Origin of the sequence: Pontibacterium sp. (assembly GCF_041587635.1) — a bacterium.
Taxonomy (GTDB): Bacteria; Pseudomonadota; Gammaproteobacteria; order Pseudomonadales; family Balneatricaceae; genus Pontibacterium.
This window is the reverse complement of record NZ_JBFGYC010000035.1, coordinates 1-15,198: the sequence shown is the minus strand read 5'-3', so window position 1 is coordinate 15,198 and position 15,198 is coordinate 1. Positions and strand designations below refer to the sequence as shown.

At 52.6% G+C, this 15,198-nt stretch carries 14 protein-coding genes and 1 pseudogene; 8 read left to right on the top strand and 7 right to left on the bottom strand.

Going from position 1 to position 15,198, the window contains the following annotated elements:
• Positions 1-694: 3'(2'),5'-bisphosphate nucleotidase CysQ (gene cysQ, locus ABYW01_RS03680; RefSeq protein ID WP_372831178.1), on the bottom strand; the 694-nt coding region annotated here is incomplete at its 3' end.
• A 4-nt stretch (positions 695-698) separates the two neighbouring features.
• A complete protein-coding gene (gene nudE / locus ABYW01_RS03675; protein ID WP_372831177.1) occupies positions 699-1,247 on the bottom strand; it encodes an ADP compounds hydrolase NudE in 549 nt (182 codons plus the stop codon).
• A 44-nt stretch (positions 1,248-1,291) separates the two neighbouring features.
• Between nudE and yrfG the strand changes: the two genes are divergently transcribed.
• The 4 genes from yrfG (at position 1,292) to ABYW01_RS03655 (ending at position 5,058) form a co-directional block, all read left to right on the top strand.
• Positions 1,292-1,957 (top strand): GMP/IMP nucleotidase, encoded by a 666-nt coding sequence (gene yrfG / locus ABYW01_RS03670; RefSeq protein ID WP_372831176.1) that lies wholly within the window; start codon positions 1,292-1,294, stop codon positions 1,955-1,957.
• Positions 1,954-2,361, top strand: coding sequence for a ribosome-associated heat shock protein Hsp15 (gene hslR / locus ABYW01_RS03665; RefSeq protein WP_372831175.1), 408 nt, complete (start codon positions 1,954-1,956; stop codon positions 2,359-2,361). Before yrfG ends, hslR begins: the two co-directional genes overlap by 4 nt.
• Positions 2,362-2,437: 76 nt before the next feature.
• Positions 2,438-3,310 (top strand): Hsp33 family molecular chaperone HslO, encoded by an 873-nt coding sequence (gene hslO, locus ABYW01_RS03660; RefSeq protein WP_372831174.1) that lies wholly within the window; start codon positions 2,438-2,440, stop codon positions 3,308-3,310.
• Positions 3,311-3,510: 200 nt separating this feature from the next.
• Positions 3,511-5,058: a phosphoenolpyruvate carboxykinase gene (locus tag ABYW01_RS03655; protein ID WP_372831173.1), complete on the top strand. Its 1,548-nt coding sequence runs from the start codon at positions 3,511-3,513 to the stop codon at positions 5,056-5,058.
• A 100-nt stretch (positions 5,059-5,158) separates the two neighbouring features.
• On the opposite strand, the gene ppx is transcribed toward ABYW01_RS03655, so the two are convergent.
• A complete protein-coding gene (gene ppx, locus ABYW01_RS03650; protein ID WP_372831172.1) occupies positions 5,159-6,679 on the bottom strand; it encodes an exopolyphosphatase in 1,521 nt (506 codons plus the stop codon).
• A 275-nt stretch (positions 6,680-6,954) separates the two neighbouring features.
• Here ppx and trxA point away from each other — a divergent pair, with 275 nt between their 5' ends.
• The 4 genes from trxA to ABYW01_RS03630 all read left to right on the top strand — a co-directional run bounded on the left by trxA (position 6,955) and on the right by ABYW01_RS03630 (position 11,391).
• Positions 6,955-7,281: a thioredoxin TrxA gene (trxA, locus tag ABYW01_RS03645; protein WP_193952441.1), complete on the top strand. Its 327-nt coding sequence runs from the start codon at positions 6,955-6,957 to the stop codon at positions 7,279-7,281.
• A gap of 266 nt (positions 7,282-7,547) precedes the next feature.
• Positions 7,548-8,807 carry a transcription termination factor Rho gene (gene rho, locus ABYW01_RS03640; RefSeq protein ID WP_193952442.1) on the top strand — a complete coding sequence of 420 codons (1,260 nt, stop codon included), beginning with the start codon at positions 7,548-7,550 and terminating at the stop codon, positions 8,805-8,807.
• Between the two features lie 68 nt (positions 8,808-8,875).
• On the top strand, positions 8,876-10,351 hold the full coding sequence (gene ubiD, locus ABYW01_RS03635) for a 4-hydroxy-3-polyprenylbenzoate decarboxylase (RefSeq protein WP_193952443.1): 1,476 nt from the start codon (positions 8,876-8,878) through the stop codon (positions 10,349-10,351).
• A complete protein-coding gene (locus tag ABYW01_RS03630) occupies positions 10,351-11,391 on the top strand; it encodes a 2Fe-2S iron-sulfur cluster-binding protein (RefSeq protein ID WP_372831171.1) in 1,041 nt (346 codons plus the stop codon). The genes ubiD and ABYW01_RS03630 overlap by 1 nt, the downstream gene beginning before the upstream one ends.
• Positions 11,392-11,649: 258 nt before the next feature.
• Here the strand turns inward: ABYW01_RS03630 and ABYW01_RS03625 are convergent, their stop codons facing one another.
• From ABYW01_RS03625 to ABYW01_RS03610, 4 genes and pseudogenes are all read right to left on the bottom strand, one after another.
• Positions 11,650-12,897 carry a heme biosynthesis HemY N-terminal domain-containing protein gene (locus ABYW01_RS03625; RefSeq protein WP_372831170.1) on the bottom strand — a complete coding sequence of 416 codons (1,248 nt, stop codon included), beginning with the start codon at positions 12,895-12,897 and terminating at the stop codon, positions 11,650-11,652.
• A complete protein-coding gene (locus tag ABYW01_RS03620; protein WP_372831169.1) occupies positions 12,897-14,168 on the bottom strand; it encodes a uroporphyrinogen-III C-methyltransferase in 1,272 nt (423 codons plus the stop codon). Before ABYW01_RS03620 ends, ABYW01_RS03625 begins: the two co-directional genes overlap by 1 nt.
• Entirely contained in the window at positions 14,165-14,986 is an 822-nt protein-coding gene (locus ABYW01_RS03615; protein WP_372831168.1) for a uroporphyrinogen-III synthase, read from the bottom strand. The genes ABYW01_RS03620 and ABYW01_RS03615 overlap by 4 nt, the downstream gene beginning before the upstream one ends.
• Positions 14,979-15,198, bottom strand: a pseudogene (locus ABYW01_RS03610) (hypothetical protein); the annotation flags it as partial. The gene ABYW01_RS03615 and the pseudogene ABYW01_RS03610, both read right to left, overlap by 8 nt.

Genomic DNA, 15,198 nt, shown 5'->3' with positions numbered 1-15,198 from the left:
GTTTCCCTCCCGCCGCCTCTACGATGGCTTGTGCTGCTGCCGTATCCCACTCTGATGTTGGAAACAGGCGGGGATAGAGATCGGCCTTACCTTCTGCAATCAGACACATTTTCAGTGAACTGCCGCTCGCCAGGCTTTCGACGTTGTTGAACCGGGAGGCGAGTTTTAGCAGCAGGCGGTCATTCTGTTCCTGACCATGGCGACGGCTGGCCGTAACAACCAATGTATCACCCAGCGACCGGCTTTGAATGGCACGTACGTTGCCGCTTATCTCTTGCTTCCAGGCACCGATACGCGGGCCTCCCCACCAGGTTTCTTTGGTGGTTGGCAGATGAATAATGCCCAGAATTGGTTGCCCGGACTGGATCAGCGCAATGTTGACGGTGAACTCGTCGTTGCGACGAATAAACTCTTTGGTGCCGTCCAGTGGGTCAATACACCAGAATAGATCCCAGTGCTGACGGGTACTGAAACTGATATCGTCCGCTTCTTCACTCAGTTGAGGAATGGTTGGATTGAGCTGGCTCAGGCCCTGCTCGATGATCTGGTGGGCAGCGAGATCAGCGGCGGTGACGGGTGAATCGTCCCCTTTGGCCTGAATATCAAAGTCATCACGCTGGTAGACATCCATGATCGCATCGCCTGCATCCAGACAGATCTTGCGCAGATCAGGAATAAACAGATCAACATCCATAGGTTTACAGCCCGTTTTGTAAAAAAGTGCGGGTCATGTAGAGCGCGGCGATGGCGCGGCCTTCGCTGAACTCCTCTTGTAGCACCAGATTATCGAGGTCCGTCAGTGGCCAGCTGATCACTTCCAGTTCTTCCGGTTCATCACCCTCTAAGCGGCAGGGGTAAAGATCACGTGCGATCACCACATTGATACTGTGGCCCATATAGTTGGGTGCCGAGGTCATGACCTTCAAGCTGTGCAGGCTTTCGGCCCCAAAACCGGCTTCCTCCTTGAGCTCCCGGTCGGCAGCCTGATGGGCGGATTCGCCCGGATCAATCAAACCCTTGGGCAGAGTCAGGGTGTAATCCTCAAGACCGGCTGCGTACTCCCGGATCAGCAGGACGTTGCCCTCGGCGGTGATAGGTACAATCATCACAGCACCGTTTCCGCGGGTTGCGAGGCGTTCATAAACACGTTCTGCGCCATTAGAAAAACGCAGGCTAAGTTCCTCCACCTGGAACAGGCGGCTGCTGGCGGTTGGGGTGACCTTCAAAATCTCCGGTTTAGCGGGCATACTGTAAGCACTCTTAATAGCTAATTTCCTAACGCGAAACGTCCATGATTGACTGGTCCCAAATCGATACTGTCCTGCTAGATATGGACGGCACTTTGCTTGATCTGCATTTTGACTCCCACTTTTGGCTGGAGTTTCTGCCGCTGCGGTATGCGCAGATCCACGCCATGGAACCGGGTGAGGCGCGGGAGTGGTTACACCAGCGTATCATACAGGAGCAGGGCACACTAAATTGGTACTGTCTGGATTTCTGGAGCCGTGAGCTGGGGATTGATGTCCCTGAATTGAAGCGTGAAGTTGCCGACCGGATCGCGTTCCGACCGCACGTGAAAGATTTTCTGGCGCGTTTGCAACAGGAAAAAATTCGCACAGTGATTGTCACCAATGCCCATTACGGCAGTCTAAACCTGAAGAAAGAGTACACCGATATCCATACGCTGGTGGATGACGTGATCTGCTCCCATGACTTTCAGTTACCCAAAGAAGATGTGCGTTTCTGGGATAAACTGAAGGAAGTCGAGCCGTTTGATCCGAGCCGTACATTGCTGGTGGATGATAGTCTGCCGGTGCTGCGCTCAGCGCAGGAATACGGTATTCGCTATCTACTGTCGATTGTTCAGCCGGACAGTCAGGCGCCGCGACGGGAGATAGATGAGTTTCGTGCGATCGACCATTTTGATGAAATAATGCCGAAGAAGTCCGATTCATGAGTGAACATAAAAATGCATCGCAGGATGTTAAAGTCCGTCTGGATAAATGGCTGTGGGCTGCACGTTTCTACCGAACGCGCGCGATTGCCAAACAGATGATCGACGGGGGTAAGGTTCACTACAACGGTCAGCGCACAAAATGCAGTCGTCACGTGGAACTGGGTGCCAAGATTGAGATCCGTCAGGGTTTTGATGAAAAAGTTGTCATCGTTGAAGCGATCTCCGATCAGCGTCGCGGTGCACCTGAAGCGCAAAAACTGTATCGCGAAACAGATGCCAGCGTGGCTAAACGTGAAGAAAATGCCGCACAACGTAAAGCGCAGGGCTCCAGCCTGAACCCGCGTCATCGCCCCAACAAAAAAGAACGGCGTCAGATTCGCGGCTTTAAAGATCAGCCAGCCTGAGCAGATAGCGCACGTTCGCCGCTGTTTATGGTAATATGGCGGGCAGATAAACAACTTCGTGTACGAATACCCCTCAATGAGCAATTCTGATCAAATTCAACGTGTCCTGTTTGATGAACTGGATATCCGTGGTGTGTTGGTAGGTCTTGAAGACAGCTACCAAAAAGCACTGGAAAAGCATAACTACCCGCAAGTGATTCGCCGTGTACTCGGTGAGATGATGGCTGCCGCGACTGTCCTCAGTAGCAACCTGAAGTTTAAAGGACGATTGATCCTGCAAGCCCAGGGTGAAGGTAACGTCTCGCTGCTTATGGCTGAGTGCAACGACCAGCATGACCTGCGTGCGATCGCGCGTTATGAAGGCGAGTTGCCCGATGATGCCAGCTTTATTGAGCTGCTGGAAAAGGGCCGCATGGCGATCACCATCGATCCTGATCAAGGCCAGCGCTACCAGGGTGTGGTGCCGTTGGAGGGTGAGACGCTGGCAGCTTGTCTTGAAGGTTACTTCGGACAGTCAGAGCAGCTACCTACCCAGATGCATTTTGTGGCGGATGATACCCATGCGGCAGGATTCTTCCTGCAGGTGCTGCCAGCAGACGGCACCGGTGAAGAGGACTGGACCCGCATCAGCCATCTGGCTTCTACGTTGAAAGACGAAGAACTGCTGACACTGGACAACAACACCTTGCTCTACCGTTTGTTCCATGAAGAACAGTGTCGTTTGTACGAGGCCGACCCGGTACAGTTCCGCTGCGACTGCTCGCGGGATCGCAGCTTAAATACGCTGAAATTCATGACCAAAGAGGAGTTGCAGGGCATTCTTGATGAGCAGGGAAATATTGACGTTGCTTGTCAGTTCTGTAGCGAGCAGTACCACTTTGATCAGGCTGATCTGGAGCTGATGTTTTCAGATACAGCGTCCGCCCCGGGCTCGGATTCCGTGCATTGAGCGGAAAAAACCAACCGGGGTCAAATAATTAGCGAACCCTGAATGGGAATCGTTTTTGAAATGGCGTTGTTGTTACTTTTTGTGCAATAATACGCCTCCTTTTTTATATAACTATGACAATAAACTGTGCCTACTAGGTACGGAACGTCTAATTGCTTATCAGGTAACGTTATTGGCGCCTACGCCAAGGGAACCCAGTAATGACCAAAGAATCTGTGAATACCGTAAACACCAACCTGAGCCCGGCTCAGCTCGTAGAAAAAGCTATTCAGTCCGGCGAAGGTCGTCTGGCTGATACCGGTGCTTTAGTTGTAGAAACCGGTAAACGCACCGGCCGTTCTCCGATGGACCGTTTCATCGTTGAAGAGCCAAGCACTTCTGACTCTATCGATTGGGGCAACGTAAACCGTCCTTTCGATGCAGACAAATTTGATGCGCTGTGGGTGCGTGTAGAGGAATATCTGGCGGACAAGGAATCGTTTGTCGCTAATGTTCACGTAGGCTCCGATCCTAATCACTATCTGCCGGTTAAAATGACCACGCAGACTGCATGGCAGAACCTGTTCGGTCAGAACCTGTTCATCCGCCCTGCGGAATACAACCAGAAGAGCAAAGAAGAGTGGCAGATCCTGAACGTTGCGGGTTTCGAATGTGACCCTGAGCGTGACGGTACTAACAGCGAAGGCTGTGTCATCATCAACTTTGCTAAGCGTAAAGTCCTGCTGGCGGGTATGCGTTATGCCGGTGAGATGAAGAAAGCGATGTTCTCTGTACAGAACTTCCTGCTGCCTGAAAAAGACGTGCTGCCAATGCACTGTTCAGCAAACGTAGGTGAAGATGAGAGCACAACGTTGTTCTTCGGTCTGTCTGGTACAGGTAAAACCACACTGTCTGCTGACCCTGAGCGTTACCTGATCGGTGATGACGAGCACGGTTGGGGTAAAGGTGTTGTCTTCAATCTGGAAGGTGGTTGCTATGCTAAAACCATCAACCTGTCACAGAAGAACGAACCTATTATCTGGGACGCAATCCGTTTTGGCGCTATCGTTGAGAACGTGACGCTAAACGAAGGCCGTACCGCTGATTACGACGATACGTCTCTGACTGAGAACGGTCGCTGTGCATACCCTCTGCAGCACGTTGAAAAGCGTACTGACACCAACATGGGTGGCGAGCCTCAGGCAATCGTATTCCTGACATGTGACCTGACTGGCGTATTGCCACCGGTGTCTATCCTGTCTAAAGAAGCGGCTGCTTACCACTTCCTGTCCGGTTACACCGCACTGGTAGGTTCTACCGAAATGGGTTCCGGTGGTGGTATCAAGTCTACCTTCTCTACCTGTTTTGGTGCGCCGTTCTTCCCGCGTCCTGCTGCTGTATACGCAGAGTTGTTGATGAAGCGTATCGAAGAGTTTGGTTCTCAGGTTTACCTGGTAAACACAGGTTGGACCGGTGGTTCTTTCGGTACAGGTGAGCGTTTCAGCATTCCAACGACTCGCGGCATCATCTCTGCAATCCAGAACGGTGCGCTGAAAGGAGCTGAGACTGAGCATCTGGAAGGTATCAACCTGACCGTACCTACAGCGGTACCAGGTGTTGATTCTGAACTGCTGAATCCACGCGCGACTTGGGCCGATAAAGGTGCTTACGACGCGACGGCTAAAGATCTGATCGGCCAGTTCACCAGCAACTTCGAGAAGTTCTCCGGTGTATCTGAAGAGATCATTACTGCAGGCCCTCAGCTGTAAAATCCGCTGACGGTCCGCAACAAAAAAACGCCCTCAATTGAGGGCGTTTTTTTATGCCAGTAAGAAGTGTAAATGACACAGGGGCAGCGTGACGCTGTGCTTATTCTATTGATAGGTGGTAGTCGATCACTTTCAGGTGCTCTGCTTCTTGTTGCAGATCGGCTGTCGTCAGTGGGTTGTGCTGCAGCCAGCTTTCCGGAAAGCGCAGGCGCAGTTGCTTGTCCTCGGCGCGGAAGATAATGGCCGGTAAGCGGGCTGTGCTTTCGCTACGATGCAGCAGTACGGAAATGCGTAATAGAATGCACAGGCGTCGGTAAGGTTCCTGCAGGTACTTAGGGAGCTTCTTGAACTCCTCTTTTGGGAACTTGCGGCGGTGTCCGCGCGCGAGTGAAGCAACCAGTTGTTGGTCGCGTTTGGTAAAACCCGGCAGGTCGGAGTTTTGTAGTAAGTAGGCACTGTGTTTGTGGAACTGGCTGTGAGAAATCGTCAGGCCAATCTGATGTGTGCGTGACGCCCAGCTGAGCATGTCGTGGAAGATCGGACGTTCCAGTCCCCAGTCATCCTTGACCTGGGCCCAGCCGAGCAGGGCAGTATGCTCGATCTTGTTCGCCCGCTCTGTGTTGACATGGTATCGCGTCACGAGAGCATTGATGGTGCGCTCGCGTACATCCTCATGTTCCAGTCGGCCAATTGTGTCGTACAGCAAACCTTCCCGTAGTGCACCGGTAGAGTAATCGAGCTTGTCGATACCCAGCGATTCCAATATGCCTGACAAAATAGCGATGCCTGCTGGCAGAACCATACGGCGTTCAGGCTTGATGGACTCGATATCGATTTCATCAACCGAGTTAAATTCCAGCAATCGTTGCTGCAGTTTGTAGAGTGCATGTGCGGTGATGGATTCGTCGCTCAGTCCGGCGCTCATTATTGCATTGCGGACCGCTTTGATAGTGCCGGATGAGCCGACACAGCTGCTCCAGCCTTGCTCGCGGTAGCGATTGCGGATCGACAGTAATTCCTGCATTGCGGCTGTTTTCGCCCGCTGAAAGCGCTCAGCAGAAATGATGCCATCGGGAAAGAAGCGCTTGGTGTAGCTGACACATCCCATATGCAGGCTTTCGAGCTCCTGTGGTTCGAAACGCTCACCTATGATGAACTCTGTGCTACCGCCGCCAATATCGATGACCAGCCGTTTGCCCAGATCATCGGCCAGCGTATGAGCGACACCCAGATAGATCAAGCGGGCTTCTTCCCTGCCGGCGATAATTTCCAGTGGCGTACCGAGAATTTTCTCGGCTTTTTCCATAAAGATGGCGGCGTTTTTGGCTTCGCGCAGCGCGTTGGTTCCAACGATACGCACGGCACTGCGGGGCAGAGAGACAATGCGTTGTGCAAATCGGCTCAGGCAGTCGAGCCCTCGCTCTTGTGCGGCTTCGGTCAGTTCTTTGTTTGCATCCAGACCCGCTGCCAGTTGCACTTTCTCGGACATCACGTCGATGGGCTTGAGTTCGCCTTGAGTCAGGCGGGCGAGCATCATGTGGAAACTGTTGGAGCCTAGGTCAATAGCGGCAAGGAGGGTGGAATCCTGATTGTTGTCGCTGCCTACATCCTGCTGGGACATGCTAAAAACGCCTCGAAATCTATATCGCTTGAAAGCCAGTGCCCTATGGGTTGAAGGCACAGATAGGTCTAAGGTTACCAGAAGAGACATTACAGAACATGTATCGTCCTGCTGGCGAAGTTATACTGATATAAGAAATAAGTCTGGCATCGTGCCGCAATGAGGCGGATCAATGGGTGCAGCGATGGTGGAAGTCGGTTACCAAATAAGGACCGACGGTGTTATTATCGGGCGTCTTATTATTCAAGCACCAGGTACATTGGAGAAAGTATCCCATGAGCGAGAACATCGTAAACGTTACCGATGCCTCTTTTGAAGAGGATGTCCTGAAAGCTGAGGGCGCGGTACTGGTTGATTACTGGGCGGAGTGGTGCGGTCCATGCAAAATGATTGCCCCTGTGCTGGAAGAGATCGCCAAGGAATACGAAGGTCAGCTGAAAGTGTGTAAGCTGAATATCGATGAAAACAACGACACGCCACCGAAATTCGGTATCCGTGGTATCCCAACCCTGATGTTGTTCAAGGGTGGTAACGTTGAAGCAACTAAGGTTGGCGCACTGTCTAAGTCCCAGCTGGCAGCATTCATCGAAGCGAACCTGTAATTCCAGGTCTGAAAATGTGGTCGCTGACAGTAACCTGAGAATAATTTCGTATCCGACGGTTCCAGTACCACATTTTCTCCTCTCCGCTATAGACAGCGTAGAAACAACCTTTTATAGTCGTTGTATAGACAGCCCGTCGCGCTCAGATTTGACGGTGTTCCTGTCACAATAGCAGCAACTGTAGTAGCTCTATTTAGTAATTCCGAATTCTTCCCAAAACCTACCCATTCATCTTAAGCAGGCCTTTTGCCGCGCTCCCTTAACTTATGAATCTTACTGAACTGAAAACAAAAAGCGTTCCTGAACTGCTGGATATCGCCAAAGGCATGGGCATGGACAATCTTGCCCGTTCCCGTAAACAGGATGTGATTTTTGCCATCCTGAAACGCCACTCTAAAGGTGGTGAAGATATCTATGGCGACGGTGTACTTGAAATTCTGCAGGATGGCTTCGGCTTTTTGCGTTCCGCCGACTCCTCTTACCTGGCGGGACCCGATGACATCTATGTGTCCCCAAGCCAGATCCGTCGTTTCAACCTGCGTACAGGTGACACGATTGCCGGTAAGATTCGTCCACCCAAAGAAGGTGAGCGTTACTTTGCCCTGCTGAAAGTTAACGAGATTAACTACGACAAGCCGGAAAACGCAAAGAACAAGATCTTGTTCGAAAACCTGACGCCATTGTTTGCGCAGGACCGTTTACGTCTTGAGATGGGTAACGGCAGTACCGAAGATCTGACCGCTCGTGTCATCGATCTGGTTTGTCCGATGGGTAAAGGTCAGCGTGCTTTGGTGGTGTCCCCGCCAAAAGCCGGTAAGACCCTGATGCTGCAGAACATTGCTAACAGCATCACCCGTAACAACCCTGAGACCCACCTGATTGTTCTGCTGATCGATGAGCGCCCGGAGGAGGTGACCGAGATGCAGCGTACAGTACGTGGTGAAGTGGTTGCTTCTACCTTCGATGAGCCGCCAGCACGCCATGTGCAGGTTGCTGAGATGGTACTGGAAAAAGCGAAGCGTCTGACAGAGCATAAAAAAGACGTGGTGATCCTGCTGGATTCCATCACCCGTCTGGCGCGTGCCTACAACACAGTAATCCCATCCTCCGGTAAAGTACTGACCGGTGGTGTGGATGCACACGCACTGGAACGTCCTAAGCGCTTCTTCGGTGCGGCACGTAACATCGAAGAGGGCGGTAGCCTGACCATCATCGCGACAGCACTGGTTGATACCGGTTCTAAGATGGATGAGGTTATCTTCGAGGAATTTAAAGGTACCGGTAACTCCGAAGTTCATCTGGACCGCAAAGTTGCAGAGAAACGCGTATACCCAGCGATCAATATTCGTCGCTCCGGTACCCGTCGTGAAGACCTGTTGACCACCGAAGATGAACTGCAGCGTATGTGGATTCTGCGTAAGCTGCTGGATCCGATGGAAGATTCCGCGGCGATTGAGTTTGTACTCGATAAGTTGAAAGACTTCAAAACCAACGACGAGTTCTTCCTGTCGATGAAGCGGAAGTAAGACGATTTCCGTATGAAAGGGTAAGCATTTGCTTGCCCTTTTTTATGGCTGTTAGATTGGTTATTTGCATGGCGACACCCAAATACAAAGATCTGCGTGACTTTATCCAGATGCTGGAAGCACGTGGTGAGCTGAAACGTATCAAGCAAGAGATTGATCCTAATCTCGAAATGACTGAAATCGCTGATCGCACCCTGCGTGCTGGCGGTCCTGCCCTGCTGTTCGAAAATCCCAAAGGTTATGACTACCCGGTACTGGCCAACCTGTTTGGTACGCCCGAGCGCGTTGCAATGGGAATGGGTGAAGAGACCGTTCACGCGTTACGTGGTGTGGGTGAAGTGTTGGCCCAGCTTAAGGAACCTGAACCTCCAAAAGGTATGAAAGATGCCTGGGAGAAGTTGCCGGTTTTTAAGCAGGTGCTCAACATGGGGCCGAAGGTGGTGAAGAAGGCTCCTTGTCAGGCGCATGTGGTCGAAGGCGACGATGTTGACCTGAATAAGCTGCCGATCCAGACCTGTTGGCCGGGCGATGCTGGTCCGCTGGTGACCTGGCCACTGGTGATTACTCGCGGTCCGAATAAAGAGCGTCAGAATCTCGGTATCTACCGGCAGCAGCTGATCGGCAAAAATAAGCTGATCATGCGGTGGTTGGCCCATCGTGGCGGAGCTCTGGATTTCCGTGAATGGAAAAAAGAACATCCCGGTAAGCCTTTTCCTGTTGCTGTGGCATTGGGGGCAGACCCGGCCACGATTTTGGGCGCGGTGACTCCGGTACCGGACACGCTATCAGAATACGCCTTTGCGGGTCTCCTACGCGGTGGTAAAACTGAAGTTGTGCAGTGTCTGGGCAGTGATCTGCAGGTGCCTGCCAGCGCAGAATTTATCCTTGAGGGATATATTGATCCTGACGAGATGGCAGACGAAGGTCCGTTTGGCGACCATACTGGTTATTACAACGAAGTGGATAGCTTCCCGGTCTTTACGGTCGAACGTATCACTCACCGTGATCGCCCAATCTACCACAGTACCTATACGGGCCGTCCGCCGGATGAGCCGGCCATTCTGGGTGTGGCTCTGAACGAAGTGTTTGTGCCGATTCTGCAAAAGCAGTTCCCGGAGATCGTTGATTTCTACTTGCCACCGGAAGGGTGCTCCTACCGAATGGCCGTGGTGACGATGAAGAAGCAGTACCCGGGTCACGCGAAACGTGTGATGCTGGGGGTCTGGTCTTTTCTACGTCAGTTTATGTACACCAAGTTTGTGATTGTGTGTGACGACGATGTAAATGCCCGTGACTGGAATGATGTCATCTGGGCGATCACCACTCGCATGGACCCACAGCGGGATACCGTGATGATCGACAATACGCCGATCGATTACCTCGACTTTGCATCTCCGGTATCGGGTTTGGGATCGAAGATGGGGATGGACGCAACCAACAAGTGGGAAGGGGAAACCACCCGTGAGTGGGGTGAACCGATCAAAATGGATGACGCAATCAAGCAGCGGGTTGACGACATTTGGGACGAGCTGGATATTCTCTAGTGAGTGACACAGTATTTCTGCTGCACCTGAATGACGAACCGCAGCCGGTGCCCGTCCGGGCAGGAGAGAGCCTGCTCGATGCACTGGAAGGTGCCGGGTACCGGATGCGGAAAAGCTGTCGGAACGGGGTGTGCGAGATCTGTGAAATAGGGTTGCAACGAGGCACTGTTAAGCAACGTTATCCCTGTGCAACCTACAACAATAATAACGCTGCAGAAAATGTCAGGGTGTTGGCGTGTACCGCGACCCCGTTGACTGATGTTTGGGTGAATATTGAAGGGCTGATAGCCCCCGGAGAACAATCGGTGAAAAAACTGGTTTGTGACATTAAAGGGATCGAATCCCTGAACCACGATGTGTATCGGGTTCGTTTGCAGCTGCCGGCAACAGGCAGTCTGGCTATTGAATTTAACGCCGGTCAGTATCTGGATGTGGTGTTGCCAGACGGCAAGCAGGCCTCATTCTCTATTGGTAGTGCACCGGAACAAGGGCGTGATCTGGAGCTGCATATTCGACATATCCCGGATAGCGATATGTCGAATGCCATCATGGATCATCTGAAGTCTGAGAGTACTGTCGAGCTGGAGTTGCCAAAAGGTGATTGCTTCTTGCAGGCCAAAGCGCTGAATCCTGAAACCCATTTTATCTTTGGTGCGGCGAGCACGGGTTTTGCCCAGGTGAAGAGCGTAGTTGAGCACCTGTTGGCGAATCAGGTACCTAACCCGATCACCATCTATTGGGGCGCGCGTATCGAAGAAGATATGTATCTGGAACGCTTGCCTCAGCAATGGGAAGCGGAGCACGCTAACCTGACGTTCGTGCCGGTTGTGAGTGAGCCGGAAAATAGCCCGAACTGGAAAGGTCGCACAGGTTTGTTGCCCGAAGCGGTACTGGAAGACTTTTCTGATCTGAGCGGTGTCGAGATTTTTGCCAGCGGCTCCCCGGCCATGGTCTATGCGTTGCTGGATGCAGCAGAAACCCGTGGCTTTAATGAAAAGCAGATGCACTCTGACGTGTTTGCTTACGCGCCGCGTGGTTGATTTGGTTTTGTCTGCCTAGTTCGAAAGAGCCTCCTAACGGGGGCTTTTTTGTGGGTGGTGATCAAGTCTGTTGTGCGGTTCGATCCTGCGAAAGTGATGCTGTTTGTAGGGTAGCCATTCAGGCTACCGGCAGCCTGAAGGCTACCCTACAGATGAATGAGTGCGATTTAGGTAGTGATACCCAGCACCGCTGACAACAATGAGCACAAAAAAGGCCGACAGGTTTCCCTATCGGCCTTTTTATTAGAAGGTGCCTGATCAGGCTTTTTCTGCTTCCGGTTGCGGCAGTTCTGGCAGGTCGTTGGCAACGACTGACAGGTTCTGCTGCATCAGATCTTGTGCTCTGTCGGCTTCACCTAAGTGGCGCAGCAGGCGGCTCAGCTCTGCCAGTGTTTCCTGGCTAGGCTGAATAGAGAAGCTCTGCTCGAAGTAGCCCAGTGCCTGCCCCCAAACCTGATTGCGCAGTGAGAGACGTCCCAGTGTCAGCAACAAGTCTGCGCTGTCAGGGTGATGTTTCAGCCAACCTTGCGCATGGCTCATCTGCTTCTTCAGATCCTGGCCCATGATGCGGCCATACAGGTTAACCAGCTGTTCGCTCCATTGCTTGCTGATCATCTCACGGAGTACCTGTTCAGCTTTAGGCTCGGCGCTGATGGAGATCAGAAGTTCAATATAGCGACGGACCAGATCCGGTTCGCCACTCAGGTTGCGTGGCAGTTTCTGCCATGCTTTATCGAGTACGCTATGACGGCTGGCATTGTCGGTTTCTACCGGCAGCTGTTCCAGGCTGTGGTTCAGCAGGTTCATGTAGGTCTGGCGTTCCAGCTCTACCAGAGCGTCGTCGCGAACGGCCTGAGACTTTTTCAGTTCCGGCAGCAACTTAGCAATCGCATCCCAATCCTGAAGGTTGGCATAGACGTCTTTCAGCAGGCGCATCACATAGGTGTTTTTCGGCGCCAGCTTACGTAGCTTCAGTAGATTGGCCAGACAAGGTTCCAGCTGACCGCGTGCCAGTTGGATCTGAGCCTGAGCAATGCCCACTGCAACTTCAGCCTGAGGTGTGCTGGTGCGTGCTTTCTGCAGCAGCTCATCGGCGGCTTTTTCGTCACCTTGTTCGTGTGCCGCGCGAGCAGCAGCCAGATAGTTAATCAGTGGCAGTTCAGAACGTTCAGCGGCTTGTCCCAGCTGGCGTTGAGCGCGAACCCAGTTGCCTTCGGACAAAGCCATCAGGCCTTTCAGTGTCTTACGCTGAGAGACATTATGGTTGCGACGATCACGCCAGCTACGCAGGCGATGAACCGGCATCATGGCGTTGGTCAGGATGTTCAGCAACCAATGCGCCAGCAGGAAACCCAATACGCCGATCACCAGCATGACCCAGAGGCTGGTTTCGACTGTGGTTTCGTTAAACGCAATCAGGACGTACCCCGGATCCTGAACCATTAACTGACCCACCCAGGTGCCGGCGGCCAGTACGACCAGCAGTAGAATAAAGAGCTTTTTCATTACTTAGCCCCCTCTTCCTTCAGCTTGGTCATGCGTTTTAGATAGTCTTTCAGTTCACGCAGGGAGCCGGAGATATCCGGTACTTCCGGAGATACCTGTACAGGTTTCAGGTCTTCCAGCCCACGAACGATTGCCTGGGTGGCGGCATCTTTCTTGTCGAAATATTCAGCGGCCCAAGCTTGTGCTTTGGTCAGGCTGTTGTCATAGGCACCTTGCTCACGTTGCAGCAGGGCCATCTGTGCCTGTTCAAGCATCAGGTGCAGATTCTGCTTCAGGTAGAAGGTCTCTTTTGGTGACAGCAGAGGCTCAATCTTGCCATCGCGCTGCTGGATAACAACCAATGAACCCAGCTTGTCCATTGCGCTGTTCCAGTTGGCTTTCATGCCGCTGGCCCAGCTTTCGCTGACGCTATCCGGAGTAATCTCTTTCAGCAGGTCAGGCAGTTCACGTTTTTCCGCCAGAGGGATCAAACGCAGCTTTTCGACCTGATCGTTCATCGCGCCCAGTTTCAGGAAGACCCCTTCGGTATCAACCTGAGGCACGGCTTCCAGTGCCGCGATGTCCGTTGCCAGCGCTTTGCGGACTTCATAGATAGTCACGTCGTCGGTTTCAGACAGAATTTTATCTGCTGATTTCAGCAGCGTAAGCGCGCCGTCAGCGGTCTTTTCCATCAGTACGCGTTGGTTTGCCAGGCGCAGCAGGTATTCTACTTCGGCCAGTAACCATTCAGTGCTGTTATCCTGTTGCTTAGCGTTGATCTGTTGCATGCTGCGGGTTAGACGCAGTTGCAATTCTTCAACGCCAATTTTATCTGCGGCTGCCTGAGTGCGCACGTCATCAAGGCGGCGGCCCAAGTCGGCAATTGAACGGTTGGTTTCGTTATTGCTGCTGGTCAGGTTGTTCTGCACATCCTGAGCAAGGCTGCTACGCAGCATCTCATTGCTCTGGGTCTGCTGCAATGTCAGCCAGTACAGATAGCCGGATGCGCCCAGCGCTGCAACAGACAGGATCAGGGCTACTTTGCCCGGCCAGGTTGCACCCGGCTTTTTCTCTTCCGTTGCTTTTGCTGCCGGGGCGTCTGTGTCAGCTGAGTTATCAGAAACGGCTTCAGTCTGCTCGTCAGCACTGTTTTGTTCTGCTTCCTGAGTCTCCGGAGCAGAAGTATCGGCTGATTTTTCAGCCTCTTTGTCTGAGTCTTTCACCAGTTCACCTTCAATAACATCGTTGTCAGGGGTGTTATTTTTCTGCTGTTTTTTATCTTTTTCACTCATTTGTCGCTTTCCGCATCGGTTGCAGGCAGCAGGGCGGTGATCATTGCCAGATCATCGGCTCCTGCAGCTGTCGTAATCCTTTTAAAACCGGCAAGCTGTGCTTGCTGTGCAACACGCTCACTCGGTACAACCAGCTGACAGCTAAACAGTGTGGATGGATCGTACTGTCGCTGATTGCCGTGGGCGAGCAGTAAAAGGTTATTTAACCCTTCACTGCTGGTGACCAATAGCGCATCGGGCCGCTGTTGGTACAAAGTTTCTTCTATCAGGGTGTCGTTGTATACAGGTCTTACCCGCTGATAAAGGTCAGCGTACTCGACCTGAGCACCCCGTTCGCGCAGTGTCTCTGCCAGTTTTTCCCGGCCGCCCTGGCCTCGGATAATCAAAATTCGACTGTCACTAACGTCTTGCAGTGCAGATGATTCCAGCAGGGCTTCTGAATCGTACCCCAATGTGCTGGATTCAGCATCTATACCATAGTTCGCCAGTGTGGCGGCTGTTTTCTTGCCAATCGCCAGCCAGCATACCTTTATAGGTAGTTGCGGCCAGTAGTCGTCGATCAATTCTGCACCAATTCGGGCAGCGTTGGCGCTGATAAATATCACGTGTTGATATAAATCGAGGTCCAAAATGCGACTTTTTGCCAAATGGTATTCGGTCGCAGGGGGCGAGAAGGGCTTAATTTCGAGCACGGGCAGTGTGACCACGTCGACGCCCAGCTGTTTTAGCTGGGCGATCTGCTCCGCGGACTGGTGGGCAGGGCGGGTGACTAGAACCCGTTTACCTGCCAGTGTCGTAGGGAGGGACGCTTCAGTCATTGCTGTCGCTGTAGACGGCCTTAAGAATTTCGTCGGCCCCTTCGGCTAGCAAGCGTTCAGCCAGCTCGAGCTCGATACGTTTCGCCGCCACCAGCTGACGGCGGAGGAGCTCGTGCGGATTGTCGATCAGTCCTTGACCGAAGCTATCCTCGCCGAAGATGCGCGCTCCTTCGCCGACTACAGCTTCCTGGTCATCGCGGGCGATCCCGAGG

What these genes read in the sequence shown, in the direction of transcription:
- trxA (WP_193952441.1), top strand. Translation starts at nt 6,955, where the DNA reads ATGAGCGAGAACATCGTAAACGTTACCGATGCCTCTTTTGAAGAGGAT.
- ABYW01_RS03655 (WP_372831173.1), top strand. Translation starts at nt 3,511, where the DNA reads ATGACCAAAGAATCTGTGAATACCGTAAACACCAACCTGAGCCCGGCT.
- ABYW01_RS03620 (WP_372831169.1), bottom strand. Translation starts at nt 14,168, where the DNA reads ATGAGTGAAAAAGATAAAAAACAGCAGAAAAATAACACCCCTGACAAC.
- yrfG (WP_372831176.1), top strand. Translation starts at nt 1,292, where the DNA reads ATGATTGACTGGTCCCAAATCGATACTGTCCTGCTAGATATGGACGGC.
- nudE (WP_372831177.1), bottom strand. Translation starts at nt 1,247, where the DNA reads ATGCCCGCTAAACCGGAGATTTTGAAGGTCACCCCAACCGCCAGCAGC.
- ppx (WP_372831172.1), bottom strand. Translation starts at nt 6,679, where the DNA reads ATGTCCCAGCAGGATGTAGGCAGCGACAACAATCAGGATTCCACCCTC.
- ubiD (WP_193952443.1), top strand. Translation starts at nt 8,876, where the DNA reads ATGGCGACACCCAAATACAAAGATCTGCGTGACTTTATCCAGATGCTG.
- ABYW01_RS03615 (WP_372831168.1), bottom strand. Translation starts at nt 14,986, where the DNA reads ATGACTGAAGCGTCCCTCCCTACGACACTGGCAGGTAAACGGGTTCTA.
- rho (WP_193952442.1), top strand. Translation starts at nt 7,548, where the DNA reads ATGAATCTTACTGAACTGAAAACAAAAAGCGTTCCTGAACTGCTGGAT.
- ABYW01_RS03625 (WP_372831170.1), bottom strand. Translation starts at nt 12,897, where the DNA reads ATGAAAAAGCTCTTTATTCTACTGCTGGTCGTACTGGCCGCCGGCACC.
- hslR (WP_372831175.1), top strand. Translation starts at nt 1,954, where the DNA reads ATGAGTGAACATAAAAATGCATCGCAGGATGTTAAAGTCCGTCTGGAT.
- hslO (WP_372831174.1), top strand. Translation starts at nt 2,438, where the DNA reads ATGAGCAATTCTGATCAAATTCAACGTGTCCTGTTTGATGAACTGGAT.